Source organism: Amycolatopsis sp. NPDC049868, from assembly GCF_044461365.1.
Classification (GTDB): domain Bacteria; phylum Actinomycetota; class Actinomycetes; order Mycobacteriales; family Pseudonocardiaceae; genus Amycolatopsis.
This window is the reverse complement of sequence record NZ_JBITKV010000013.1, coordinates 181,884-204,577: the sequence shown is the minus strand read 5'-3', so window position 1 is coordinate 204,577 and position 22,694 is coordinate 181,884. Positions and strand designations below refer to the sequence as shown.

Here is a 22,694-nt window from a genome sequence, read left to right as displayed (position 1 = left end):
CATGGCCGACTACTACGAGATCCTCCACACGGTCGGATTCGAAGAGACCAACCTGGTGGGCAACGTCTACTACGTGAACTACGTGCGCTGGCAGGGCCGGTGCCGCGAGATGTTCCTGAAGGAGAAGGCGCCCGCGGTGCTCGAAGAGGTCCGCCACGACCTCAAGCTGTTCACGCTCAAGGTCGACTGCGAGTTCTACGCGGAGATCACCGCGTTCGACGAGCTGTCCATCCGGCTGCGGCTGGAAGAGCTGACCCAGACCCAGATCCAGTTCACCTTCGACTACGTCCACCTCACCGCGGAAGGCGAGCGGCTGGTGGCCCGCGGACGGCAGCGGATCGCGTGCATGCGCGGCCCGAACACGGCCACGGTGCCCAGCCGGGTGCCCGAACAGCTGCGTGAGGCGCTGGCCCCGTACGCGGTCGACGGCAAGGGGGAATGACGTGGGCACGCTGGAGGAACCCTCGCGGCCGGTGCTGAAACGGCTGCCGACGCCCGTCGCCCGGCGCCGGTTGTCCGCGCAGGCCGGTTTGCGGGAGGTGATGGGCCAATTCGCCACCGGGGTCACCGTGCTGACCGCCGGGGGCGAACGGGCACACGGGATGACCGCCAACGCCGTCACCTCCGTGTCACTGGAGCCGCCGATGGTGCTGTGCTGCGTTTCCCGCGCGGCCCGGATGCACGAGGCGATCGTGACGGCGGGCTCGTACGCGGTCACGGTGCTGGCGTCGGACCAGAAGGAACTGGCGAAGTACTTCGCGGACTGGCGCCGTCCGGCCGGGCTCGCGCAGTTCGACTCGGTGGACTGGACGGCCGGGCCGCAGACCGGCGCCCCGCTGCTAGACGGCGCCCTGGCGTGGCTGGAATGCGAGCTGGCGGAGGTCCACGAAGGCGGTGACCACTCGATCTTCCTCGGCAAGGTGGTCGCCTCCAGCCGCGGCACCGCGCAGGACTCGCTCGTCTTCTACAGCGGCGGCTACCACCAGATCGACGGCCGGATACGGGCATCGGCCTGACAGGGAGAGGAAATGTCATGACCACCAACGAATCCGCCACGCCCGCTCCGGCGCACACCGCCGAACGGCCGCCGGTGGTGACCACGATGCCCCGGCTCGGACGGGGGGTGTGCTGGCGCGACATCGTGCGCGAGATCGAACTCGACGAGCTCGAGCGCGAGGCCCGTATGAGGGAGGCGGCGTGACCCTGCAGGGCGATCCGGGCGCCCAGCGCACGGAGGACTCCGAGGTGGTGCCGCTGCCGGAAGACCGGCTGCGGCGCTCCCGGATCCCGAGGCCGACCGACGGGCGGGTGATCCCGCTCGCCCGCGGCGCCGAACCGGTGCATCCACCGGAACCGACGATGCCGTTGCTGCGCACCCAGCGCGACGAACTGCGCGAGCATATCGTCGACGGACGGCTCGACGGCGTCCGCCGGCAGCACTCGCTCGGCAAGCACACCGCGCGCGAACGGCTGGATCTGTTGCTGGACCCCGATTCCTTCACCGAGGTCGAGCTGTACCGGCGGCATCAGGCGAGCGGGCTCGGACTGGCGGAGAACCGGCCGTACACCGACGGCGTCATCGCCGGCTCCGGCACCATCGACGGACGGCGTGTGTTCGTCTACGCGCAGGACTTCACCGTTTTCGGCGGTTCGCTCGGCGAGGCGCACGCGGCGAAGATCCAGAAGGTGATGGATCTGGCGATCGCCACCGGCTCGCCGCTGATCGGGCTCAACGACAGCGGGGGAGCGCGGATCCAGGAAGGTGTCATGGCGCTCAACGGCTACGGCGGCATCTTCCGCCGCCAGGTCGAGGCGTCCGGGGTCATCCCGCAGATCAGCGTGGTGCTGGGGCCGTGCGCGGGTGGAGCCGCGTATTCGCCCGCACTCGCGGATTTCGTGTTCATGGTGCGCGACACCGCCCGCATGTACCTGACCGGGCCGGACGTCGTCGAGACCGTGACCGGGGAACGGGTCACCCACGACGAACTGGGCGGCGCGGACGTGCACGGCGCGTCGTCCGGTGTGGCGACCGTGGTGCACGACGACGAGGAGAGCTGCCTCGCCGACGTCCGGTACCTGGTGTCGCTGCTTCCGTCGAACTACCTGGAGCCCGCGCCCCGCGAGCCGTCGCAGGACGCGGGCAAGGACCGGCGGCCGCGGTTCGCCGAACTCGTCCCGGTGGAGCCGAACAAGCCCTACGACATGCGTGACGTGTTCTCGGAACTGGCCGACGACGGCGAATTCTTCGAGCTGCACGAACGGTGGGCGCAGAACGTGCTGTGCGCGCTCGCGCGGGTCGACGGGCGCGTGGTCGGCCTGGTCGGCAACCAGCCGGTGGTGTTCGCCGGCGTGCTCGACGGCCCGGCATCGCAGAAGGCGGCGCGATTCGTGCGGTTCTGCGACGCGTTCAGCATCCCGCTGGTGACCCTTGTGGACGTTCCGGGTTTCCTGCCGGGTGTCGAGCAGGAGCATTCCGGGATCATCCGGCACGGGGCGCAACTGCTGCACGCCTACTGCGAGGCGACCGTGCCGCGCGTGCAGGTCATCCTGCGCAAGGCGTACGGCGGCGCGTACATCGTGATGGACTCGCGGTCCATCGGGACCGACCTCTCACTGGCGTGGCCGACCAACCAGATCGCCGTGATGGGCGCCGAGGGCGCGGTGAACGTGTTGTTCCGCAAGGATCTCGCCGTCGCGCCCGATCCGGACGCGTTGCGCGCCCACCTGGTGGCCGAGTACACCGAGGAGTTCATGAACCCGCAGTACTCGGCCGAACGCGGCCTGGTCGACGACATCATCGACCCCGCGGACACCCGGTCCGCCGTCGCCAGAGCGCTGGACATGCTGCAGGACAAGCGAAAGGCGGCGCCTCAGCGCAAGCACGGCAACCACCCGATCTGAACGGGGGAACCATGTCACCGTCCGGAATGGACAGTGCGCCGGTCTTCCGGGTCCTGCGGGGGGACCCGGAAGACGCCGACCTGGCGGCGCTCGTCGCCGTCTTCACCGCGCTGGCTTCGGCCGCGCCCCCGCCCGCGGTGCCCGGCCGGCCGGCCTGGTCGCCGCTCGTCGCGCCGACCTGGCGCACCTCCGCGCTGCGCTGAGTCGCGCGAACCCGTAAAGGTGCTGTGAAAGCCACTTTCGCGACGTTCAATGTCGCGAAAGTGGCTTTCGTGGCGTCAGCATCGCTCCGTGGCGCTCATTGCCGGTCCCGCTGCTCGGGGACCGAGGGATCGGGCCAGGACAGGCCCAGCAGGTCGACGTCGAGCTCGTCTTCGGCGTAGATCTCATACGGGTCGAGACGTTCGGTCATGGCGCGCTCCTTGGGTTTCGGGGTACCACAAGGGCACTACCGGCACCCTGTCACCGGCGACTTTTCCTTTGCTCATCGCCCGCGCCCGGCATTCTCGAGCGCGTCACGACCGGCTTCCGATCGGACGGGTCCATCCTTGGTTGTCAAGTGAGTCGTTCATCGAAGGCCGGGAGGAACGCCATGACGGCACAGGTGCGAATTTGGGTCGTGACCGATGATCTCGACCCGTGCGGGGCCGTCGAGGCCGACGCGGCGGCGTTCGTCCCGGAGCCGAGGCAGCCCGCCGAAAACGATTTCCCGGCCGAGCACATCGTCCTCGGCTACAACTAGACGCCAGGTCACCCCCGTACGACAGCACGGACGAAGAAGACCGCCGGGTATCACGCGCGCGAGAATGAAGATCGCCCGCGAACCGGCCAGACCACGAGGAGGCCTCCGGATGGCTATGCGCCTCCAGCTCACGTCGGGTTTGCAGGTGCTGGAAGAATGGGCGATCAACGCTCCGCAGGCTGACCGCAATGTTATCTACGAAGCGCTTTTCGCGGTAGCCGACGGATCCGCTTTTCTCATCTACGACATTTTCGGAGATGGTCGCGACCCGCATCAGTTCATCATTCTGGTGAAACATGATCTCGTCATCAGGATAGGGCTCAAGCGGACCGATTCCTCGTTCGAGATCGTCTACATCGGCGCGCTGGAGCACGGTACGCCCGCCGCGGCATGGGCCGACGACGTCGACGGATCCTGATCGGGTACCGCTGAACGGCCCAGTCCGCGCGCCGGTACCGGCAGTCTTTCGTACCAGTGGATCATGTGTTCCTCATCTTGACACCGTCCAGTTCGGCGTGAAATTCTTCGTGTGTTTGCGGATGGGGTGAATTCTGCCGGTCTGGAATGCGGTTTTCGAGGTCTGGAGGCATGAAAAGATGTCATCTCCTGAATTCCCGGGATTGGATGTTTCCACACGGGTACGCGCACGTGACATTCAGATGGCCGGGGTCGCCGACGTCCGCCGGAGGGTGCTGATGATCTCCGGGGCGATCGACACCACCGAGCACGACATCTCGGTCAGCGTCAATCTCCCCGAACCGGGCCGCTGGCAGGTGATCAAGTCCGAGACCAACCTGACCGACAAGACCTGGGTCGCGATGCAGGTCGTCACCGACGAGGACTCGACCTTCGTCAACGACGCCGACACCCTCGTGCTTTCCCGCCAGTTCTCGAAATCCTTCATGACGCCGGATCAGCGCCGGCTCACCTTCTACGACGGTGAAGTCCGGCCCGGCGAAGCCGTGCTGAAGGTGTACTCGCTCGACGCCGGCGGGCGGAAGCCGACCTACTCCTATTCCCGCTACAGCCCGATCGCCACCGACACCGCGGAGCAGTCCCAGCAGTCATTGGACGAACTGATCAGCAACGGGATGAAACAGCGGCCCGTGATCGAGCTGATCGTCCCGGTGACCGTGATCGGCTGAGCACACCGGTGATCACCTTCGTCCCGGAACCGCATCTGCTCGAATCGCCGCGCGGGCGGGAGTGGCCGGTCCTCCCCGGATCCCGCGTGGCGATCACGCCCGCGCCGCCGTCCGCCGCCGACGTGGTCATCGTCGGGGCGGGCCCGGCCGGGCTCGCCGTCGCTTCCGCCTTGTGGCATCACGGCGTCCGCGACCTCGTCGTCGTCGACCGCGACGGCCGTCCCTGCGGCCGGTTCTTCGACCGCGTCGACCTGCTCGGCCAGCGTGTGCTGCGGTCGCCGTACGAACACCACCCCGGCGTCGAGGGCTACCGCGACTGCGAGCTGCTGGACTTCGCGCGGCTGCACTGGGCGGTGCTGACCCCGGTGGAGCGCCGGGAGATCCGCATGGCGCAGGCCGGGCATCGTTCGGTCGTCCCGGTCGACGTCTTCGAGGCCTATTGCCGCCATCTGGCCGCGAGCCACCACGTCACCGAACGGACCTGGCGCGGCTCGGTCCGCGAGGTGCTGCCGACCTCGGCCGCGGTCACCGTGCGCGCCGACCGGTTCTCCGTCACCGCGCGCCATGTCGTGCTCTGCCTCGGCGAGGAGCGCCGGTCCGCCCCGGACACCTGGTGGGGTGGCGGCCATCCGCCGCGCGGCGTGAGCTACTGGGACGAACCCGTTCCCGGCGGCGGGAAACGGCTCGCCGTCGTCGGCGCCGGCCTCACCGCCGCGCACCTGATCTCCACCGGGCTCGCCCAAGGGCGCGAGGTGCACTGGGTGGTCCGCGAAGCGGGGGAACGCTACCAATGCGCCGACGTCAACTCGTCGTTCTTCCGTCCCGAGGGCCGTGCCCGCTTCGACGGGGTGAGCTGGTCCGAGCGGCTCGAACTGATGGGCCGTTTCCGGCGTGCGTCGATCATGTTCGAGTTCCGGCCGATGCTCGAGTCGGCCGAAGCCGAAGGGCGGCTGATCGTGCATCGCGGCAAGGCGATCACGAAGGTGACGCCGGGCGTCGGGCTCCACCTCGAAGACGGTTCGCGGGTTTCGGTGGACCACGCCGTGCTGGCGCTCGGCACCACACCGTCGATCGGTGACGGCCTGATGCCCGACGAGGCCGTTCTCGATCGCGGCGGCTGGCCGCGGCTGGACGAACGCACCTTCGCCTACGTCGGCGCTCCCCGGGTCTTCGCCGTCGGCGCGGCCGCGGGGATGGCGCTGGGCCCGGCCGCCCGCAACATCGACGGCCATCGTGTCGCCACCGCCCGGGTCGCGGCGGCCGTCGCCGGGAATCTGCGCCGGGAAAGCCCGCTGAGGACGGCCACAAAGGACGTTGCCCGTGTCTGAGCCCTACGACTCCCGTTTCACCCTGCCGTCGATCGACGACGCGCCCTCGACCGAGTCGGGGGTGATCCTGCTGGGCCTGGATGCCGAACGCCTGCTCGCCGGGGTCGGGCTGGCCCGCCTCGCCGACGAGCCCGCGTTGGTGGCCCTCGCCGTGGATCAGGCCCGGCACGACGCGCTCGACCTCGGCACCGGCGCGCTCGTCGAGGCCGGCATCCTGCGCTGGCGCGCGGTCCGCCCGCTGATCGAAGCAGGTCCGGAGATGACCGCGGCGGGTTCCCTGCGCCGAGAATGGGAACACGCCACCGCGCGGGTCACCGCCACGGTGGCCGGGCTGGGACCGGCATCGGTGGCCTGCCTCGCGGCCTGCTGGCTGCGTCGCGATGACGTAGACGACATGGTCGAGTTCGCCGGACACCTGCGGGCGCCGGAAAACGGGAGCGATACACAGGATGTCCTATCTCGGGTCTTTGCCGACTGACGCCACACTGCTGCAGGTCTTCCAGAAGTTCCCCGCGCCCGCGGCGAAACTGCTGGACTTCCACGAACTGGTCATGCGGGCGCCGTCGGCGTTCGGCGCGGGGGAGCGGGAGCTGATCGCGGCCTACGTCTCCGGCGTCAACGATTGCCGGTACTGCCACGGGGTCCACACCGTCACCGCGGAGGCTTTCGGTGTGCCGGAAGGGCTTCTGGCCGCCGCACTGGCCGATCTCGACTCCTCGCCCGTGGAAGACCGGATGAAGCCCGTGCTGGCCTACGTGGGCAAGCTGACCCGCACACCGTCACGGATGACCGACGCGGACGCCGAAGCGGTGTACGCGGCGGGCTGGGACGAGACCGCGTTGCACGACGCCGTCCTCGTGTGCGCCCTGTTCAATTTCATGAACCGGATGGTGGAAGGGCTCGGGATCCGCGCCGACGCCGCCTACGCGAAGATTTCGGGCGTGCGGTTGAAGGAAGGCGGGTACGCCGGCCTCGCGACGTTGCTCGAAGAGGCATCCCGCTGATTGGGCCATCCGGGTGCGGGTAACCGTATGGTGACCACGGGCGGTCACCATGTCGTGCTGAGATCACCCCGCCACTTTCCGTCGTCGAAAACGGCGCTTGTTACTCCGTTCGGTGCTCATGATCGCGGAAACGGAGCAGGCGAAGGGCACCTTCCGGCGTAGGTGAAAAGCACATCCCCGCGATGATGCATGGCACTGGTCGCGTACCCGCCCTGAGCAGCACGATTTCCTCATCGAAGGAACACCACCGAACAGCCTGGGAGCCATCGATGATGAACACCGCGACCGACAACGTCCGCTCGCTCTTCGCCGTCCGGGGGATCGACACCGGGTTCGCCGGGAACGACATCGAGCTGGTGATCGACCGGTTCGACCACTGGACCAACCAGCACCGCAGTGAGGCATTCAGCTGCTTCACCGGCGCTTGTTGCACGGCCCCGCCGCTGGCCGAAGCGAGCTGAGAGCACGTCTTCGGCCGTCACTCGCCCCCCGAAGGCGAGTGGCGGCCGGTTTCGTGTGCGGAGGACGTCCCGGCACATCGACGGAAAGTAGCCGACCGACTGCGGAATCCGTTGCCGGGCGACCCTTTCACCCGGTCGCCCCCGCGACGGGCCTGGCCGGCTCACCACCCGAACGGTGGAACGCGTTCCGTGCGGGCGTGTTTATGTTGGGGCCATGGGGGTGTGCGTGAGGGGACGGCGCCATGGTGATCAGAGTTCTCGTGGCCGAAGACATGCACATCGTCCGGGGGGCGCTCGTGGCGCTGCTGCGGCTGGAACCGGATATCGAAGTGGTGTCCGAAGTGGCGTCGGGTGACGAGATCCTCCCCGCCGCACGGGTCTCCCGCACCCAGGTCGCGATCATCGACATCGATCTCCCCGGCAAGGACGGGCTCACCGCGGCCACCGAACTCCACGAACAGCTCCCGGAGGTCAGGACCCTGATCCTGACCAGCCTCGGCAGGCCTGGCACGCTCCGCCGGGCACTGGCGGCCAAAGTGAGCGGCTTCCTGTTGAAGGACGCCCCCGCGGAGAAACTCGCCAACGCCGTGCGCGGGGTGGCGGCCGGACGGCGGATGGTCGACGGCGATCTGGCCCTCGCCGCCTGGGACACCGTGGAATGCCCGCTGACCCCGCGGGAGATCGACGTCCTGCGGCTGACCGCCGAAGGCCGCGACACCCTGGAGGTCGCGGCGAAGGCCTTTCTCTCCACCGGAACCGTGCGCAACTACCTGACCACGATCGTGTCGAAGCTCAACGCGCGCAACCGGGTCGACGCGATCCGGATCGCGAAAGAATCCGGCTGGATCTAAACGGGCACCACGGCACGCAGCCGGAACCGCCCGTCGGGCTCGACACCGGCGGTCAGTTCCCCGCCGAGCCCGGCGACGCGGTCGGACATGTTCATGATGCCGCTGCCCGGGGCCTCCACCCGCACCGGCTGCTCCGGCTTCGGCGGCCGCCCGTTCACCACGCCGTCGTTGACGATGTCGAGCGCGACGCCGTCGCCGGTCCGCCGCACGGCGATCTCGCAGCGTTCGACCTTGCTGTGCCGCAACACGTTCGTCACGCCCTCGCGCAGCACCACGGCCAGCACGGTCCGCACCGTCGTCGGCAGGTCTTCGTGCTCGATCTCCAGCCGCACCTGGACATCGGCGGCCACCAGAACCGCCTGTGCCGACCGCGACTCCTGATCCAGCGACAGTTCGCGGTAGCCGCTCGCGACCGACCGGACGTCGGTCAGCGCCTGCCGCGTCAGCCCGAGGATCTCCAGCAGCTCGGCGGAGGCGCGATCGGTGTCGATATCCATGATCCGGCTGGTCAGCTCGCTCTTCAGCGCGATCGCCGACAGGCTCATCCCCAGCAGGTCGTGCAGGTCGCGGGCGAACCGCAGCCGCTCCTCCGCGACCGCGACCTCGGCGAGGCGTTTCCTGGTCTCGCCCAGTTCGGTCACCAGCCGGATCAGCCAGATCAGCCCGAACACCATCAGCCCGGTGTTCAGGATGGACGCGAAGGTGTAGAAGCCGCCGAGGAAGTCGGTGCCGTAGGAGACCCGGATCAGCACCACACCGGCGGCGGTCACGGCGAACGCCGTCCAGCCTGCCAGCGGCGGCAGCACCAGCAGCGCGGTGCCGGCGAACAGGCTGGGCAGGCTCACCCACGCGCTGCCGAGCGGGATCAGCGGCAGGAAGATCAGGCAGGCCTGCACGAACAGCAGCGCGTAGCTCTGCCGCGAGCGCAGCCGGACGTTCGGGCGGGCGAAATAGGCCAGCTGCAGCGTGGTCAGCGCCGTGAGATAGCCGGCGATGAGCGCGAGGGACCAGCCGTCGTCGGTCAGCATGAACGCCCGGGCCATCGCGGAGAGGCTGAAGACGATGAAGACCACCGTCATCGTCCACTGGACGTTCCTGGCGTCGATCCGGGACCAGTGCCCGGCTTCCTCGGCCAGCGCCGTCTCGGCGGGCTCCGCCTGTTCGGGCACCGGGAGTTCGGCATGCAGCCGCCACCGGCCCGCCGCGTCGGGGCCCGCGGTCAGCTTCCCGCCGTGCCCGGCGACCTCCTCGGTCACCTCGCGCAGGCTCTCGGCCGTTTCCCCGGGGACGTCGTCGTGCGCCGTCCCGTCGTGGACGATCTCCAGCGCCACCCGGCCGCCGTTCTCGCGCACGGTGATCTCGCAGTGCTCGACGCCGGTGTAGCGGAGCACGTTCGTGACCCCTTCGCGCAGCACCTTCGCCAGCAGGGTGCGCAGCTTCACCGGGAGATCGACCTGTTCGAGGTCGACCCGCACCGCGACGTTCGACGCCGAGAGCAGCGACACCGCGGTCCGTGATTCCTTGTCGAGCGACAGCTCCCGGTACCCCCTGGCCACCGACCGCACGTCGGACAGCGTCCGCTGGGCGATCCCGGTGATCTCGGCGAGTTCCTCACGGGCCCGGTCCAGTGACTTCCGCAGCAGCCGGTGCACCAGCTCGCCCTTGAGCGCGATCGCGGACAGGCTGAGGCCGAGCAGGTCGTGCAGGTCCCTCGCGAAGGCCAGCCGCTGTTCGGCCACGGCGCGCCTCGCCAGCTCGGTTCTGGCCTGGTGCAGTTCGGTGACCAGCCGGGCGAGCCAGGTCAGGAGGTACACGACCAGGGCGTACAAGACCGCGGTGACGCTGTCGAACACCGCGCCGAGCCAGGTCTCGTCGTAGGTCCAGAGGATCCAGATCGTGCCCGCCATGAACACGGTGAACACCGTCCAGCCCGTCCGCGGCCGGAACAGCAGCAGCGCGCTGCCCGCCGCGAGGGTGGTCAGCGAGCTCAGCGCCGCGTCGAAGTGCAGGGTCGGCAGGAACGCCAGGCACGCCTGCACCGCCAGCATCGCCTTCGCGAGCCTGGTGTCGAGCCGGACCGCCGGACGGCTGAAGTACAGCAGCTGGATCGCCAGCACGGGCCCGACGTACAGCACGGCCAGCAGGCCCTGCCAGAAGTCCACTCCCGGCCGGAACAAGACGGCGAGGAGACCGAACAGGCAGGAGTTGACGAAAACGACGGTGATGATCAGCCCGGCGAGGAACAGCGCCCGCCGCGGGCGCCGGTCGACCCCGGCGGTACCCAGAGGTTCGGCGGTCACGGCGAGCTGGTCCGGCACGGGCACCCCTGTGTAACAGAAGACGTCTTGATCCTTGTCGTGCTGCCCCCTTGCGACGGCCGAGGCCGTCGCACGACCTCCATCGCGGTGTGATTCGGATCCTAACCCATCTTCGTTACCCCGGTTCCCGCTTCCGCGAACGGGAAGGAGGATGATCAAGGAGACGTTTTCCCCGCCGGGACAGGGAAATCCTGATGGTCCCCCGCGCGGGTGTGGGACATTCGGACCACGCGGACGATCGCGGAACACGCCACGATGGAAGACGCCGGGTTCCACTGTGTACGCAGTTGTGGACGCCACGCGGGGCGGCCGGGCCCCGGTGGCTCTAAGCTCTGCGCATGGCCAGGTATTTCGACGTACATCCGGAAAATCCGCAACGGCGCGCGATCGGACAGGTCGTCGACATCCTGCGCGAAGACGGGCTCATCGCGTACCCGACGGACTCCTGTTTCGCCCTCGGCTGCCAGCTGGGGAACAAACAGGGCATCGACCGCATCCGGAGCATCCGCAAACTCGACGACCGCCACCATTTCACCCTGGTGTGCCAGGACTTCGCCCAGCTCGGCCAGTTCGTGCACGTGGACAACGCGGTCTTCCGCGCGGTCAAGGCGTCCACACCGGGCAGTTACACGTTCATCCTCCCGGCCACCAAGGAGGTTCCGCGCCGGCTGCTGCACGCCAAGAAGAAGACCGTCGGCGTGCGCATCCCGGATCACGTGGTCACCCAGGCCCTGCTCGGCGAACTCGGCGAGCCGCTGCTGTCGAGCACGCTGCTGCTGCCCGACCAGGAGGAGCCGATGACCCAGGGCTGGGACATCAAGGAACGGCTGGAGCACGTGGTGGACGCGGTGATCGACTCCGGCGACTGCGGGGTCGAGCCCACCACGGTCATCGATTTCTCGTCGGGCGAGCCGGAGATCGTGCGCCGGGGTGCCGGCGACACCACACGCTTCGAATGACGCGCGGGACCGGCGTCCCCGGTCCCGCGCGTCGAGGGGTTCAGTGCGTGACGAGCCCTTCGGCCTTCGACGGGGCCGAGGGGATGTGGAACAGCCGGGTGAACAGTTCCAGCATCGCCGGCTCGCCCTTGATGGCCACCGCGCCGCAGGTGAGCGCGCTCGCGGCGTCCATCTCGCCGTTCAGCAGCTTCAGCACGACCGGACCGCGCGGCTCGATGACGAGGTCGGGGTTCGGGTGCGGGCCCTCCCCGGCGGTCATGGCGCCGTCCTCGACCACCGCGTGCACGATCATCTGATCGCCGTAGTGCAGTTCGAACGCGCAGTCGATGCCGCGGGCCGCGTCGGGCTGGAACGTGGTGTACAGCGACAGGATGGCCGCGTCGAGGGTGAACAGGTCGTCGGCGGCCGGGTCGGTGAGCGAACGGGCGCCCCACAGGCCCAGCTGCAGCAGGATCTGGTCGAGGTCGTTGCCGTATTCGGTCAGCTCGTAGACCACCCCGGCGTCGAGCTGCGAGAGCACCCGGCGCTGGACGACGCCGTGCCGTTCGAGTTCGTTGAGCCGGGTCGACAGGATGCTCGTCGGGATCTTCGGCAGGCCGTGCTGGAGCTCGTCGAAGCGCTTCGGCCCGAGCACGAGATCACGGATCACGAGCAGGGACCAGCGTTCCCCGATGATCTCGAGCGCGCGGGCGAGGCCGCAGAACTGGCCATAGGTGCGAGCGGTCATGCTTGACTCCTCAGTTTCTTTGATCTGGTGGTGGCGGGTGGTGCTCGTTCAGCGGATCGGATGTCCCTCGGAGAGCAGTTCGCGGTGCAGCTCTCGCAGTTCGGCGCAGGGTGTCACCCCCAGTTCGTCCTCGAGCCTGGTTCGCAGCCACTCGTAGGACGCCAGCGCGTCGCTACGCCGTCCGCTGAGCCCCAGCGCGCGGATCAGGTGGGCGTGCAGGGTTTCGTCGAACGGGTCGGCGGTGGTCAGCGACCGCAGCACGCCGAGCATCTCCCGGTGCCTGCCCGCCCGGATCTCGGCCTCGATCCACAGGTCGCGGGCATTGCGCCGATGCTCCAGCAGATAGACGGTGTAGGCGGCCAAGGTCGGTCCACAGTGGATGTTCGCCAGCGGGGGACCGGACCACAGATCCAGCGCGGTGCGGAACGCGTGCGCGGCCGCCGCGTCGTCCCCCTCGTCCAGCAGGTCGCGGCCGAGCCGGTGGAGCCGCTGGAACTCCGACACGTCGACCACGCCCGCGTCGATCTCGAGCCGGTAACCGGGCGCGCTGGTGACCAGCACTCCGCCGTTGCCGTCGGGGTCGAGGTGACGGCGGAGGTGGTGGACGTAGGTGTGCAGGGTCCGGCGGACACTGCGCGGGGGCGCGTCGTTCCACAGCTCGTGGACGAGGGAATCGACGTGGACCGTCTTGCCGGGACGGATGAGCAGCATCGCCAGCAGTTGTAGGAGTTTCGGCGTGCTCGGCGCGCGATCGGCACCGCCGATGTGCAGCTCGAGTGGCCCCAGCAGCCTGGCCGTGTCACCCGGTTCGATGGTCATCGCGTGCATCCCCTGCCCTCCGGCGGACTCCCCCTCCATGACGGTGACAGAGGCAGAACCTTCGGAACAGTGCCGGAAACACCAGGCAGGCCATGATTTCTTCGTTGCGCGGTATGCGATCGTCACGACCTGGAGCGATGAACCGGTTGTGGCAAAAGAGAAGACGCGGAACGGGTCAGAGCCAGTCGGAATCGGTGGCGATACGAATGGCGTCGACCCTGTTGCGGGCGTTGAGTTTCGTGACCACGGTGGCGAGATAGTTCCGCACGGTTCCCGGTGACAGGAACAGCTCCGCCGCGATGTCGGCGACCGTGCGCCCGTTCGCGGCGAGGCGGAGGATCTCCGCTTCCCGCGGGGTCAGCGGGCAGTCTTCCGTTTCCCAGGCGGACAACGCGAGTTCACTGTCGATGACCCGGCGGCCGATGGCGACCGAACGGACGGCGTTGGCGAGCTTGTCGGCAGGCGCGTCCTTGAGCAGGAATCCGTTGACCTTCGCGTCGAGCGCGCGGCGGACGGTGCCGGGGCGGCCGAGCGAGGTGAGGATCAGCGTGCGGACGCTCGGAAGTTGCTGGCAGAGCTCGGAAGCGGCCGCGAGCCCGTCCTTGGCGGGTAGATCGATGTCGATGATCGCGACGTCCGGGAGATACTCCGCGGCCATCGGAAGGATCTTGTCGCCCGAACAGACCTCGGCGACGACCTCGATGTCCTGTTCGAGGTTCAGCAGGGCGACCAAAGCGCCACGGACCATGTGCATATCCTCGGCCAATAGGACTCGGATCACTCCGACCTCCTCTTCCCCAGAAACGCGCTAACTCTCAGTGTACATAGCAAACCCGGAAGAGTGAATCGGAATCGCACGATACAAGGTTGCACTTTTCCTCGTGGCCTGCCTGTCGTGATCAATGTGCCGGTGAGCTGCGACGATGGCCCGGCTTCGAGTGTACTGAAACTGCGAGCGATCGATTACTCGCTGTCAGGTCAGAAGACGGTAAAATTGCTACCTCGTGTGGTTTTCATTCTCCGCCGAGTACGTTCCATTCCGGTGAATCAGTCCGGCGAACGGGTGAACTCTCTCCTTTTCGAAGGCGGCGATGGACTGTTCGGCGGTACCGGCGCCGACCTCGATCGGACGTCGATCGCGGCATGGTCTCCTCGGCACGAGCCGGTTCGCGCGAAGCCGCCACTATCCACAAAGGACGTATGATGAGCTCATTGCTGGGTGCCCTGCGCAAGGTCATGTTCGCGCCTTCGCTGGCTTCGGTCGGCTTCGAGGGGCGCGGCTTCGGAGTGCCGCCGACGCCGGCCACCGCGCGGCTGGAGTCGATCCCGCAGTCGGTGGTGTGCGGTTTCGAGTGGGGGATCGACGCCCCGGCACTGTGGGAGGCCGAACGGCGGCTGGACATGGTCGAGCCGGAGATGCGCGGGTTCGCCTACGAGGGCGCGGCGATGGCGTTCACCATCCTCGACGTCATGCCCGGCGGCCGGAAGGACCGCACGGCCGAACTGATGAGCGGCCCCGGTCTCCCGCACGTGTTCCTGACCTACATCGGCATCGGGTTCGCGATGGCCCGGTTGCCCCGGCCGCTGTGGAAGAAGGTGCTGCCGGACCTCGACGGCGTGCCGTTCCACCCGACGATGAGCTGGCTCGCGGTCGACGGCTACGCCTTCGACCGCGCCTACTTCGACACGCGCAAGTGGGTCGGCGAGCAGTTCGTCCCCAAGCCGTACCCGTGGGCGGGCGCCCCCGCGTACTTCCCGCGCGCCTGCGATCAGGGCATCGGGCGCGCGCTGTGGTTCATCAACGGCGGAGACCCGGTGAAGGTCGCCGCGGCGGTGAACCGCTTCCCGGCCGGACGCCGCCCGGACCTGTGGAGCGGGGTCGGGCTGGCTTCGACCTTCGCGGGCGGCTGCGACCGGGCCGGGCTGGTGAGGCTCCGCGAGGCGGCGGGGGAGCACCAGGACGAGCTCGGGCTCGGTGTCGTCTTCGCGGTGAAGGCGAGGACCTTCTCGTCGTTCGTCCCGCCGCACACCCGCCGCGCCGCGCGTGCGCTCGCCGGGCTGAGCATCGAAGAGGCCGTCGAGTTGGCCGACTCGACCGAGGTCACCGAGGACGCCGCGGACGGGACGCCCGCGTACGAGCTGTGGCGGCGGAACATCCGGGACGGTCTGGCCCCTTCGGCGGGCCGGCTCTCCGCCTGAGGCGCCGCAGATGTCAGGAAAGGGTCGTTCAAGACGTTCTTCGTCCTGAACGACCCTTTCCTGACATCCGGGTGCGGGTCAGGCCGCGCGCTTGACCGGCTCCGGCCGGTGCCGCAGATCGGGCAGTGCGAGCAGTACCGGCGGGTCGAACAGGCGCTGGGGACGCATCCGCAGGTCCGCGAGCCGTGCGGTGACACCCGGCTCGACGGTGATCGGACCGTGGTGCCCGGTGTACCCGGTGCCGCGGCGCGTGAGCGGGCCGGTCACGCAGTGCGCGACGAGGTGCCAGTCGCCTTCCGGGACCTCGGTCAGCTGATAGGGGCCGGGGGCGTCGATGACCGTGTACCGCACGGGCGCGCCCTCGGGGATCCGCGTCGGGAAGAGACCGACGAAGACGAGACCGGGCGAGATCTCCGGCGGCGCCGACACGAAACCGCGGACGATCGCCCGCATCGGGCCGGGGCGGGGTTCGCCGGCCAGACGGCGCTGGAAGCCGCCCTGCCGCCGGTACGCGGACGGGGACAGGCCGACGCGGCTGCTGAACCGCGTGCTGAAGGTGCCGACGCTGTTGTAGCCGACGCGGTGGCTGATGTCGGCGACCGTGATCGAGGTGGTCAGCAGCAGGCGCTTGGCCTCGTCGAGCCGCAGCGCGGACAGGAACCGGCCGGGCGAGACCCCGGTGGCCTGCTGGAACACCCTGGTGAAATGGAATTTGCTGAAGGTCGCGGCGCGGGCGATGTCGTCGATAGTGAGCTCTTCGCCCAGTTTCTCGTTCATGGCCCCAATGGCTCGCTCCACGGCTCGCCGGACAGTCTCATCCATTGTGCCGTCCTTTCGCTCGAGGAATTCTGGCATGCTTTGCGGTTTCCGACAGTAGTGTTCGCCGCCGCTTCTCCTGAAGTGCTTGATTCACCGCCGGATATGGATTCATGTGTGCTCCGGCGTGAAAATTTCACAGGGTGGGCGAGCATGCGAAAACCATGGTCCACCGGTGGTGCGCGCACTGGCCCCTGGCGGCCGGTGACCGCAGAATTCCTGGTAGCGCATTCACGCCGGAACCTCCCCGGCCGTGTTGGCGCGGTCCGAAGAACGTATTCCCGCGGCAACACAGAACCGGCTCTTGACCGCGTCCCCCCGCGGCGGTCAAGGGCCGGTTTCCATTTCGCGGAACGAGTGTGTGAGGATAGTATCGTCGGCTCGTGGGGCGAGACGCAGGCGAAAGGCAGATGGGGTCGATGATCAAGGTCCTGGTGGCCGAGGACATGCACATTGTCCGGGGGGCCCTGGTCGCGCTGCTCGGTTTGGAACCCGACATCGAAGTCGTCGCCGAATGCGCCAGCGGCGACGAGATCCTCCCGCTCGCCGAGTCCGCGCGTCCCGACATCGCGCTGATCGACATCGACCTGCCGGGCAAGGACGGGCTCACCGCGGCCGCCGAACTGCACGAGCAACTGCCCGGCGTGCGCACCCTGATCCTCACCTCGCTCGGCAGCCCCGGAACCCTGCGACGGGCCCTGGCCGCGAAGGTCAACGGTTTCCTGCGCAAGGACGCGCCCGCCGACAGGCTCGCCAACGCGGTGCGCGGGGTCGCCGCCGGGCGGCGCGTCGTCGACGGCGACCTGGCGCTCGCCGCCTGGGACAGCGAGGAATGCCCGCTCACCGCCCGCGAGATCGAGGTGCTCCGGCTGGCGTCGGTCGGCTCCGACCCGACCGAGATCGCCGCCGAACTGTTCCTGTCCGCCGGCACCGTGCGGAACTACCTGACGACGATCGTTTCGAAGCTCAGCGCCCGTAACCGGGTCGACGCGGTGCGGATCGCGCGCGAGTCCGGCTGGCTGTGACGCCGGCTCGCCTACCGGGCCGGGACGTTCATCGTCGCGTGGGCGAGATCCGCGGCGAACTCGCCGGGAGAAGCCGCCTCCGCGAGCAGCCGGCGTTGCCGGGCCGCACCGGTCCCGTGTTCGAACAGTGAGTCCAACCCCCGATCGACGTCTTCCGCGTCGCCCGCGGCCGTGAGCGCCGGCCGGATGAACTCGACGAGTTCGCCGAGGAGTTCGCGCTGATCGGCCTCCCGGCCGGTGAAGACGTCGACGCCCGGCCCGTCGAGCCCGCGGCGCGCGGCGGCCGTCAAGGCGGCGTCGATCCGGGTACCGCGGACGCGCGGCGGTCTCGTCGTCCCGGCGCAGGTCGCGACCAGCCCGCGTACCAGTGCCGCGAGGAGCACTGCGTCGTCGACGGCCAGGCAGACGTCGGCGATCCGCACCTCGACCGTGGGATACCTTGGGGAAAGGCGCGCGTAGAAGTACACGCCCGTCGCGTCGAGGGCGGCACCGCGGCGCAAGGCCTCCCCGATGCTCCGGTCGTACGCGGCCGCGCCGGACCATTCCTCGGGCGGTTTCGCCGTCGGCCAGCGGTCCCAGATCGGGAAACGCCTGCTCGACCAGCCGGAATCGGCACCGTTCTCCACCGGGGAGTTGACACTGAGTGCCAGCAACGGGGCGAGCCACGGCCGCAGTCCGGCGAGGACGCGTGCGCCGAGATCCCGCGACGGCAGGCCGACGTGCACATGACAGGCGCACGTCCCCGCGTCGTCGATCAGGTCGGGGAACGCCTGGGCCATCCGCCGGTAACGGGGTTCGGGCGTGAGCGTGTCTCCCCGCCTGCCGCAGGGCGCGATCCCCGTCGCCACCATCAGGCAGCCCTCGGCCTCCGCTGCCGTCGCGACCGTCTGCCGCAGCCGCGTCAGATCCGAGCGCACCTCGTCCAGGCCGCGGCAGATGCCGGTCGCGGTCTCGATCTGGAACCGCATCAACTCGGCGGTGACGTCCGGTTCGGAGGCGAGGTCTTCGAGAAGCTCGGGCGCGCGCAACGCGACCGAGCCGTCCATCGGGTCGAGCAGGACGAACTCTTCTTCCACCCCAAGGGTGTAGTTCATGCCGTCGACCGCCATGGTTCTCCGTTCGTGGTCTTTCGAGGGTGAATCTCTGAATCTGCTCCTTCGGACGCGGTGAGGAAAGGGCCGGTGTGCTGAACTTCGTTGCGGCGAAAGTGTTTCGCGGTCTCACTGACGGTCTAGCCTTGGTTCATGATCGATCTGTACCCACCTGCCGAGCCGTATGACAAGGGACTGCTCGATGTAGGTGACGGCAACGTCGTCTACTGGGAGACCTGCGGGAACCCCACCGGGAAGCCGGCGGTCATGCTGCACGGCGGCCCCGGGCAGGGCTGTACGCCGGGGATGCGGCGGATGTTCGACCCGGCCCGCTATCGCGCGGTGCTGTTCGATCAGCGCGGCTGCGGTCGCAGCACCCCGCACGCGAGCGACCCGGCGACCGACATGCGGCACAACACGACGGATCATCTCGTCGCCGACATGGAACGCCTGCGGGAACATCTGGGGATCGAACGCTGGCTCGTCACCGGAGGTTCATGGGGCACGACACTCGCGCTCGCCTACGCCGAACGTTTTCCGGAGCGGGTCACCGAGGTCGTCGTCAGCTCCATCAGTACGACGAGACAGTCCGAGATCGACTGGCTGTATCACGGTGCCGGCCGGTTCTTCCCCGAGGAATGGGCCCGTTTCCGCGGCGATCTTTCCGGCGATCTGGTCACCGCCTACGCGCGGCTCCTGGAAGATCCCGGCCCGACGGTACGGACCGAGGCCGCCCGTTCCTGGTGCGTCTGGGAGGACACCGTGCTGTCACTGGAACCCGGTGCGACCGTCCACAATGGTCCGATCGGCGAATGGGAACTCGCGTTCGCCCGCATCGTCACGCACTATTACTCCCACGCCGCCTGGCTGGAACCCGGCGCGCTGATCCGCGACGCCGGTCTGCTGCGGGACATTCCCGGAGTGCTGATCCACGGGCGCCGAGACCTGAGCTGCCCGGTGGACACAGCCTGGGAACTCGCCCGTGCCTGGCCCGGTGCGGAGCTGTTGATCGACGACGATTCGGGGCATCATTCGAGCGACGTGAAGCGGGCCTGGAAACTCGCCGCGCTGGACCGGTTCGCGTCGGCCGCGTTCTAGGAAAGCAGGCGATCCCTTACCTGGCTCAGCTGAGTCCTGCTCGCTCCTCCCTTCGTCAGGTAGGTGAACACGCCTCCGTGGCGGTTCTCCAAATGGGCCAGGGTGCGGAGGATCGTGTCGCCGCTGCAGCCCTCCGTGAGCGCGTAGTCCGCGGCGATCGACGCGGGCGGCACACCCGCGACACTCAGCGCGAGCGCGACGAGCACTCCCGTCCGGTCTCGCCCGGCGCTGCAGTGCACCGCGAGCGGACCGGGAGGAGCGTCGCTCAGCTGAACGAAGACGCCGGTTATCTGACGTTGGTTGTCGTCGAGCATGGTGCGGTACGCGTCCGGCATGGTGGTGCCCTGCTCGGCCAGCTCGGCGATCAAAGGAGCGTTGCGGTACATGGGATCGTCCGCGAACGGGCTGGGCTCCAGTGCGGTTTCCCGCGCCCATCGGAGGTCGAGTATGCGACCGATCCCCGCGGCGCGGACCGCGGCTATTCCCTCGGCGGTCAACCGAGTGTGGCTGTCGGACCGGAGAAGCGCGCCGTAACGGGTCCGCCGTCCATCGGCCGAGAGCAAGCCGCCGACGTCGCGGCCGTTGAGGCATCCTTCCCAAACCAACTTCATCGAGCGACTCCAAGGTGAGTTGTAGGCCGTTGTACCGCTGTCCGATCTGGAAGCTTCACGGGTTGGCCTATGTCCTGAGGTGCATAGTGTTGCGCCTCGGGGTCCCGGTGGGGTCGAGGTAGGTGGGTGGGGTGAATTCGGGGAGTCCGTCTTGGGCGATCTGGACTTTCCATTCGCTGCGGTGGATCAGCCGGTGGTGTTTGGTGCAGAGTAGGACGAGGTTGTCGATTTTGGTTTCGCCGTGGTGTCGCCAGAACACGATGTGGTGTGCGGTGCAGCGGGGTACGGGCATGTCGCAGCCGGGGAACGCGCAGCCTCCGTCTCGGAGGGTGAGCGCGTATTTCTGGGCCAACGACACCGTGCGTTTGGAGCGGCCGATGTCCAACGGCTCGCCTGCGGTGCCGAGGACGCCGGGGCTGACGCGGGCGTCGCAGGCGAGGATGCGGGCGTCGGTGGCGCTGATCGGCCCCACCAGATCCAGATGGGCTTCACCAATATCGCGGATCAGGTCGTCGTAGGACATGGTGACCAGGATGTGCGTGGCCTCGCCTGCTTGGCCGGGGAGGTTGCGGCTGGTGGTCTTCAACCGCACGTAGTCGGTGAAGGCATCCCCGTAGCGTTCGTCCTGGGTTCGGGAGTCCCGGACCCCGTCGACGGCCTTGTGGGGTTTGGCCATCGGATCCAAATCCGATTTCAAGCGGGCGTAGGTTTCCAGATCTAGCCGCGCCTTGAGACCCAAGGTGCCGTCGCGGTGTTTGACGAACCGTAGCTCCGGCCGGGTTTCTTTGGGGTCGTCGTTGCGGGGTTCTTTGCCGTCGGGGTCGAGTTTGTCGAGCAGGCGGCGTCCGGCGCTGGCGATCTGCCGTGGCCCGGCACGCCTAGCCAGCTCGACCAGGATCTTCTCCCCAGCCCGCACATCCTCCTCCGGAACACTGGACGGAATCCGGGCGAGAGTCTTGATGATGGCGTCGATCTGACCGCCGCCGATCGCACCCTCCGCAGCAGCCTCAGCAGTCAACGGCGCCAACGGCGGTTCAGGGTCGCCGCCGATCGAGGGACCGGGATGCAGGGCCAGTACCCGGTCGGCGCGGGCGTCGGCTTCCTTCTCCGACACCAGGAAATCCTCGTAAATCAGCCCCGCCAACGTCGAATGACCACTACAGCCGCGTATCCCGCGGGTATTGATTTCCGCGAGGATCGCGTTCTGCTCGGCATCCAGCTGTCGTTTCAGGACTTCGAGTTCTTGTTTGCGGGCGTGCAGCGTCGCCGTGTCGACGCGCCACCACTCGGTGGACGTCTTCGGAGAGGCATCGTCGCTGGACACAAGATCAACGCTACGCCGAATCGAACACCTGTGCTATAGCATATTCAGACTATATCGCGCCCAAAGGTCACGAGAGGCTTAGGGCAAAGGGATCCCCGGCTTCTTCGTTCAGCATCGGGAAAGTCAACGTCGAATGACCGTGCGCCAGTGGGGTGATCGCAGTAGTCGGCTAACCGCGACCACCCCGCCGAACCGCCGGATTCACGCGGCGCGGTGAATGACGATGTCGTCCAGTCGCGTGCGGGCGTAAACCTTGGCCTCGCCCTCGCTGCCGTTCGCGAGGGAGTTGCGCACGGATCCCTTGGTGCTCTTGGCATCCACGGACGCGGTGTCCCCGTCGACGCCGATCTCGATGCCGCCGGACGCGTTCATCAGTTCGGCCTCGCCGCGCGACAGCCGTCCGACGCGGATCGGGCAATTGGCCGCCGTCGCGACGATGTCGCCGTCGGCGCGGTCGATGTCGAAACTTCCGCTGGAACCGGAAAGTTCGACGTCGGACCGGGCGTGCCCGATCCAGACCTTCCCGGTCGCGCCCGAGTACTTGACGGTGCCTTCGACCTCGCCGATCCGGACTCCGGCCGAGCCGCCTTCGAGGGCCACGGTCCCGGCGACGTGCCCGATCGCGATCTCACCGGCCGCGAGGTCGCCTCGCACCGCCGCGACGCGGTCGATCCGGACCTGTCCCGACGACATCTCCAGCGCACAGTCGCCGAACTCGCCCTCGGCGTGGACGTCCGACCAAGCCGTGTTCAGGGCCAGCTGAGAACCGGTGGGCACCTCGATCGTGATCGCGACCGAGCCCTTCTTGCCGCCCGCCTTCTTCGTCTCGATCGACAGCTTTCCGCCGTCGAAGCCGACCTTGGTGTTCTCGGCGACCTTCACGTCCGACTTGCTCGCGGCGTCGATCGGCTCGACCAGCACCACCGTGTCGGTGCGTTCGCTCGCGGTGAGGCGAACCCGGGCGCCGGCGACGGTCAGCGTGGCGGCGATCGGCTGCGGGGTGGGGAAAACGGACATCTCGAACTCCTTGGTGGTGGTGATCCCTCGTTGGTGAAAGCAACGATCGCCGACCGGCCTGACACCGGACCGCCACGGCGCTGACACGCCGGGGACATGGAACGGCGCTGCCCCAGAAGCCCGTCTCGGCCTTGGTCCTGATCGTCGGCGCCGTACTGTTGTTCACGAACGTCAGCGCGGCCACCCCGGGTGGAGCCACTGTCGCGTGTGGGACCGCCATGAAGCCGCGCACAAGGCCAACGTCGACGAGCTGACGAA

Annotated in this window: 27 protein-coding genes; 18 read left to right on the top strand and 9 right to left on the bottom strand. The window is 68.3% G+C overall.

Annotated elements, in window-relative coordinates; genetic code table 11:
- Position 1: 1 nt before the first annotated feature.
- From ACIBTM_RS37965 to ACIBTM_RS37905, 13 genes are all read left to right on the top strand, one after another.
- On the top strand, positions 2 to 442 hold the full coding sequence (locus ACIBTM_RS37965) for a thioesterase family protein (RefSeq protein ID WP_005154182.1): 441 nt from the start codon (positions 2 to 4) through the stop codon (positions 440 to 442).
- A gap of 1 nt (position 443) precedes the next feature.
- A complete protein-coding gene (locus ACIBTM_RS37960) occupies positions 444 to 1,016 on the top strand; it encodes a flavin reductase family protein (protein ID WP_395881979.1) in 573 nt (190 codons plus the stop codon).
- A gap of 17 nt (positions 1,017 to 1,033) precedes the next feature.
- Complete coding sequence (locus ACIBTM_RS37955; RefSeq protein WP_395881976.1) at positions 1,034 to 1,201, top strand: DUF6222 family protein; 168 nt, start codon at positions 1,034 to 1,036, stop codon at positions 1,199 to 1,201.
- A gap of 158 nt (positions 1,202 to 1,359) precedes the next feature.
- Positions 1,360 to 2,901, top strand: coding sequence for an acyl-CoA carboxylase subunit beta (locus ACIBTM_RS37950; protein ID WP_395882007.1), 1,542 nt, complete (start codon positions 1,360 to 1,362; stop codon positions 2,899 to 2,901).
- A gap of 11 nt (positions 2,902 to 2,912) precedes the next feature.
- Complete coding sequence (locus ACIBTM_RS37945) at positions 2,913 to 3,104, top strand: acyl-CoA carboxylase subunit epsilon (protein ID WP_395881974.1); 192 nt, start codon at positions 2,913 to 2,915, stop codon at positions 3,102 to 3,104.
- A 389-nt stretch (positions 3,105 to 3,493) separates the two neighbouring features.
- The gene (locus ACIBTM_RS37940) at positions 3,494 to 3,643 is read left to right on the top strand and encodes a hypothetical protein (RefSeq protein WP_395881972.1); all 150 of its coding nucleotides are present in this window, start codon (positions 3,494 to 3,496) and stop codon (positions 3,641 to 3,643) included.
- 109 nt (positions 3,644 to 3,752) lie between these two features.
- On the top strand, positions 3,753 to 4,061 hold the full coding sequence (locus tag ACIBTM_RS37935) for a DUF6235 family protein (RefSeq protein WP_016332236.1): 309 nt from the start codon (positions 3,753 to 3,755) through the stop codon (positions 4,059 to 4,061).
- Between the two features lie 241 nt (positions 4,062 to 4,302).
- Positions 4,303 to 4,788, top strand: coding sequence for a DUF6423 family protein (locus tag ACIBTM_RS37930; RefSeq protein WP_395881971.1), 486 nt, complete (start codon positions 4,303 to 4,305; stop codon positions 4,786 to 4,788).
- Between the two features lie 8 nt (positions 4,789 to 4,796).
- Complete coding sequence (locus ACIBTM_RS37925; protein WP_395881970.1) at positions 4,797 to 6,116, top strand: FAD-dependent oxidoreductase; 1,320 nt, start codon at positions 4,797 to 4,799, stop codon at positions 6,114 to 6,116.
- Positions 6,109 to 6,594 carry a DUF6187 family protein gene (locus tag ACIBTM_RS37920; RefSeq protein WP_395881969.1) on the top strand — a complete coding sequence of 162 codons (486 nt, stop codon included), beginning with the start codon at positions 6,109 to 6,111 and terminating at the stop codon, positions 6,592 to 6,594. The genes ACIBTM_RS37925 and ACIBTM_RS37920 overlap by 8 nt, the downstream gene beginning before the upstream one ends.
- Entirely contained in the window at positions 6,566 to 7,120 is a 555-nt protein-coding gene (locus ACIBTM_RS37915) for a carboxymuconolactone decarboxylase family protein (RefSeq protein ID WP_395881968.1), read from the top strand. The genes ACIBTM_RS37920 and ACIBTM_RS37915 overlap by 29 nt, the downstream gene beginning before the upstream one ends.
- A gap of 269 nt (positions 7,121 to 7,389) precedes the next feature.
- Positions 7,390 to 7,581: a hypothetical protein gene (locus ACIBTM_RS37910; RefSeq protein WP_395881967.1), complete on the top strand. Its 192-nt coding sequence runs from the start codon at positions 7,390 to 7,392 to the stop codon at positions 7,579 to 7,581.
- 242 nt (positions 7,582 to 7,823) lie between these two features.
- Positions 7,824 to 8,432 carry a DNA-binding response regulator gene (locus ACIBTM_RS37905; protein WP_081976077.1) on the top strand — a complete coding sequence of 203 codons (609 nt, stop codon included), beginning with the start codon at positions 7,824 to 7,826 and terminating at the stop codon, positions 8,430 to 8,432.
- Here the strand turns inward: ACIBTM_RS37905 and ACIBTM_RS37900 are convergent.
- On the bottom strand, positions 8,429 to 10,750 hold the full coding sequence (locus tag ACIBTM_RS37900; protein ID WP_395881966.1) for a sensor histidine kinase: 2,322 nt from the start codon (positions 10,748 to 10,750) through the stop codon (positions 8,429 to 8,431). The genes ACIBTM_RS37905 and ACIBTM_RS37900 overlap by 4 nt on opposite strands.
- A 338-nt stretch (positions 10,751 to 11,088) precedes the next feature.
- On the opposite strand from ACIBTM_RS37900, the gene ACIBTM_RS37895 reads away from it, so the two are divergent.
- Positions 11,089 to 11,709 carry an L-threonylcarbamoyladenylate synthase gene (locus ACIBTM_RS37895; RefSeq protein ID WP_395881965.1) on the top strand — a complete coding sequence of 207 codons (621 nt, stop codon included), beginning with the start codon at positions 11,089 to 11,091 and terminating at the stop codon, positions 11,707 to 11,709.
- Positions 11,710 to 11,749: 40 nt separating this feature from the next.
- Here ACIBTM_RS37895 and ACIBTM_RS37890 read toward each other — a convergent pair whose 3' ends face one another.
- The 3 genes from ACIBTM_RS37890 to ACIBTM_RS37880 form a co-directional block, all read right to left on the bottom strand.
- Positions 11,750 to 12,436 (bottom strand): helix-turn-helix domain-containing protein, encoded by a 687-nt coding sequence (locus tag ACIBTM_RS37890; RefSeq protein ID WP_016332244.1) that lies wholly within the window; start codon positions 12,434 to 12,436, stop codon positions 11,750 to 11,752.
- 48 nt (positions 12,437 to 12,484) lie between these two features.
- A complete protein-coding gene (locus ACIBTM_RS37885) occupies positions 12,485 to 13,264 on the bottom strand; it encodes a BTAD domain-containing putative transcriptional regulator (protein WP_395882006.1) in 780 nt (259 codons plus the stop codon).
- Between the two features lie 166 nt (positions 13,265 to 13,430).
- Positions 13,431 to 14,036, bottom strand: coding sequence for a DNA-binding response regulator (locus tag ACIBTM_RS37880; protein ID WP_037347757.1), 606 nt, complete (start codon positions 14,034 to 14,036; stop codon positions 13,431 to 13,433).
- A gap of 114 nt (positions 14,037 to 14,150) precedes the next feature.
- Here ACIBTM_RS37880 and ACIBTM_RS37875 point away from each other — a divergent pair, with 114 nt between their 5' ends.
- Together ACIBTM_RS37875 and ACIBTM_RS37870 are read left to right on the top strand one after the other, a co-directional pair.
- A complete protein-coding gene (locus tag ACIBTM_RS37875; protein WP_395881964.1) occupies positions 14,151 to 14,459 on the top strand; it encodes a hypothetical protein in 309 nt (102 codons plus the stop codon).
- On the top strand, positions 14,459 to 15,454 hold the full coding sequence (locus ACIBTM_RS37870; protein WP_395881963.1) for a DUF1702 family protein: 996 nt from the start codon (positions 14,459 to 14,461) through the stop codon (positions 15,452 to 15,454). The genes ACIBTM_RS37875 and ACIBTM_RS37870 overlap by 1 nt, the downstream gene beginning before the upstream one ends.
- Before the next feature lie 78 nt (positions 15,455 to 15,532).
- On the opposite strand, the gene ACIBTM_RS37865 is transcribed toward ACIBTM_RS37870, so the two are convergent.
- Positions 15,533 to 16,231 carry an AraC family transcriptional regulator gene (locus ACIBTM_RS37865; RefSeq protein WP_395881962.1) on the bottom strand — a complete coding sequence of 233 codons (699 nt, stop codon included), beginning with the start codon at positions 16,229 to 16,231 and terminating at the stop codon, positions 15,533 to 15,535.
- A gap of 458 nt (positions 16,232 to 16,689) precedes the next feature.
- Between ACIBTM_RS37865 and ACIBTM_RS37860 the strand changes: the two genes are divergently transcribed.
- On the top strand, positions 16,690 to 17,295 hold the full coding sequence (locus tag ACIBTM_RS37860; protein WP_395882005.1) for a DNA-binding response regulator: 606 nt from the start codon (positions 16,690 to 16,692) through the stop codon (positions 17,293 to 17,295).
- Positions 17,296 to 17,306: 11 nt separating this feature from the next.
- Here ACIBTM_RS37860 and ACIBTM_RS37855 read toward each other — a convergent pair whose 3' ends face one another.
- Positions 17,307 to 18,404 (bottom strand): glutamate--cysteine ligase, encoded by a 1,098-nt coding sequence (locus tag ACIBTM_RS37855; protein WP_395881961.1) that lies wholly within the window; start codon positions 18,402 to 18,404, stop codon positions 17,307 to 17,309.
- Positions 18,405 to 18,539: 135 nt separating this feature from the next.
- On the opposite strand from ACIBTM_RS37855, the gene pip reads away from it, so the two are divergent.
- Positions 18,540 to 19,484 (top strand): prolyl aminopeptidase, encoded by a 945-nt coding sequence (gene pip, locus ACIBTM_RS37850; RefSeq protein ID WP_395881960.1) that lies wholly within the window; start codon positions 18,540 to 18,542, stop codon positions 19,482 to 19,484.
- On the opposite strand, the gene ACIBTM_RS37845 is transcribed toward pip, so the two are convergent.
- The 3 genes from ACIBTM_RS37845 to ACIBTM_RS37835 all read right to left on the bottom strand — a co-directional run bounded on the left by ACIBTM_RS37845 (position 19,481) and on the right by ACIBTM_RS37835 (position 22,436).
- Positions 19,481 to 20,095 (bottom strand): tyrosine-protein phosphatase, encoded by a 615-nt coding sequence (locus ACIBTM_RS37845; RefSeq protein ID WP_395881959.1) that lies wholly within the window; start codon positions 20,093 to 20,095, stop codon positions 19,481 to 19,483. The two genes, pip and ACIBTM_RS37845, sit on opposite strands and share 4 nt — an antisense overlap.
- A gap of 67 nt (positions 20,096 to 20,162) precedes the next feature.
- Positions 20,163 to 21,419, bottom strand: coding sequence for a DUF222 domain-containing protein (locus ACIBTM_RS37840; protein ID WP_395881958.1), 1,257 nt, complete (start codon positions 21,417 to 21,419; stop codon positions 20,163 to 20,165).
- A 201-nt stretch (positions 21,420 to 21,620) separates the two neighbouring features.
- Complete coding sequence (locus ACIBTM_RS37835; protein WP_395881957.1) at positions 21,621 to 22,436, bottom strand: DUF4097 family beta strand repeat-containing protein; 816 nt, start codon at positions 22,434 to 22,436, stop codon at positions 21,621 to 21,623.
- Between the last annotated feature and the right edge of the window lie 258 nt (positions 22,437 to 22,694).

What these genes read in the sequence shown, in the direction of transcription:
- ACIBTM_RS37910 (WP_395881967.1), top strand. Translation starts at nt 7,390, where the DNA reads ATGATGAACACCGCGACCGACAACGTCCGCTCGCTCTTCGCCGTCCGG.
- ACIBTM_RS37890 (WP_016332244.1), bottom strand. Translation starts at nt 12,436, where the DNA reads ATGACCGCTCGCACCTATGGCCAGTTCTGCGGCCTCGCCCGCGCGCTC.
- ACIBTM_RS37930 (WP_395881971.1), top strand. Translation starts at nt 4,303, where the DNA reads ATGGCCGGGGTCGCCGACGTCCGCCGGAGGGTGCTGATGATCTCCGGG.
- ACIBTM_RS37895 (WP_395881965.1), top strand. Translation starts at nt 11,089, where the DNA reads ATGGCCAGGTATTTCGACGTACATCCGGAAAATCCGCAACGGCGCGCG.
- ACIBTM_RS37905 (WP_081976077.1), top strand. Translation starts at nt 7,824, where the DNA reads ATGGTGATCAGAGTTCTCGTGGCCGAAGACATGCACATCGTCCGGGGG.
- ACIBTM_RS37965 (WP_005154182.1), top strand. Translation starts at nt 2, where the DNA reads ATGGCCGACTACTACGAGATCCTCCACACGGTCGGATTCGAAGAGACC.
- ACIBTM_RS37870 (WP_395881963.1), top strand. Translation starts at nt 14,459, where the DNA reads ATGAGCTCATTGCTGGGTGCCCTGCGCAAGGTCATGTTCGCGCCTTCG.
- ACIBTM_RS37950 (WP_395882007.1), top strand. Translation starts at nt 1,360, where the DNA reads ATGCCGTTGCTGCGCACCCAGCGCGACGAACTGCGCGAGCATATCGTC.
- ACIBTM_RS37945 (WP_395881974.1), top strand. Translation starts at nt 2,913, where the DNA reads ATGTCACCGTCCGGAATGGACAGTGCGCCGGTCTTCCGGGTCCTGCGG.
- ACIBTM_RS37835 (WP_395881957.1), bottom strand. Translation starts at nt 22,436, where the DNA reads ATGTCCGTTTTCCCCACCCCGCAGCCGATCGCCGCCACGCTGACCGTC.
- ACIBTM_RS37865 (WP_395881962.1), bottom strand. Translation starts at nt 16,231, where the DNA reads ATGAACGAGAAACTGGGCGAAGAGCTCACTATCGACGACATCGCCCGC.
- ACIBTM_RS37940 (WP_395881972.1), top strand. Translation starts at nt 3,494, where the DNA reads ATGACGGCACAGGTGCGAATTTGGGTCGTGACCGATGATCTCGACCCG.
- ACIBTM_RS37845 (WP_395881959.1), bottom strand. Translation starts at nt 20,095, where the DNA reads ATGAAGTTGGTTTGGGAAGGATGCCTCAACGGCCGCGACGTCGGCGGC.
- pip (WP_395881960.1), top strand. Translation starts at nt 18,540, where the DNA reads ATGATCGATCTGTACCCACCTGCCGAGCCGTATGACAAGGGACTGCTC.
- ACIBTM_RS37915 (WP_395881968.1), top strand. Translation starts at nt 6,566, where the DNA reads ATGTCCTATCTCGGGTCTTTGCCGACTGACGCCACACTGCTGCAGGTC.
- ACIBTM_RS37935 (WP_016332236.1), top strand. Translation starts at nt 3,753, where the DNA reads ATGGCTATGCGCCTCCAGCTCACGTCGGGTTTGCAGGTGCTGGAAGAA.
- ACIBTM_RS37860 (WP_395882005.1), top strand. Translation starts at nt 16,690, where the DNA reads ATGATCAAGGTCCTGGTGGCCGAGGACATGCACATTGTCCGGGGGGCC.
- ACIBTM_RS37955 (WP_395881976.1), top strand. Translation starts at nt 1,034, where the DNA reads ATGACCACCAACGAATCCGCCACGCCCGCTCCGGCGCACACCGCCGAA.
- ACIBTM_RS37885 (WP_395882006.1), bottom strand. Translation starts at nt 13,264, where the DNA reads ATGCACGCGATGACCATCGAACCGGGTGACACGGCCAGGCTGCTGGGG.
- ACIBTM_RS37855 (WP_395881961.1), bottom strand. Translation starts at nt 18,404, where the DNA reads ATGGCGGTCGACGGCATGAACTACACCCTTGGGGTGGAAGAAGAGTTC.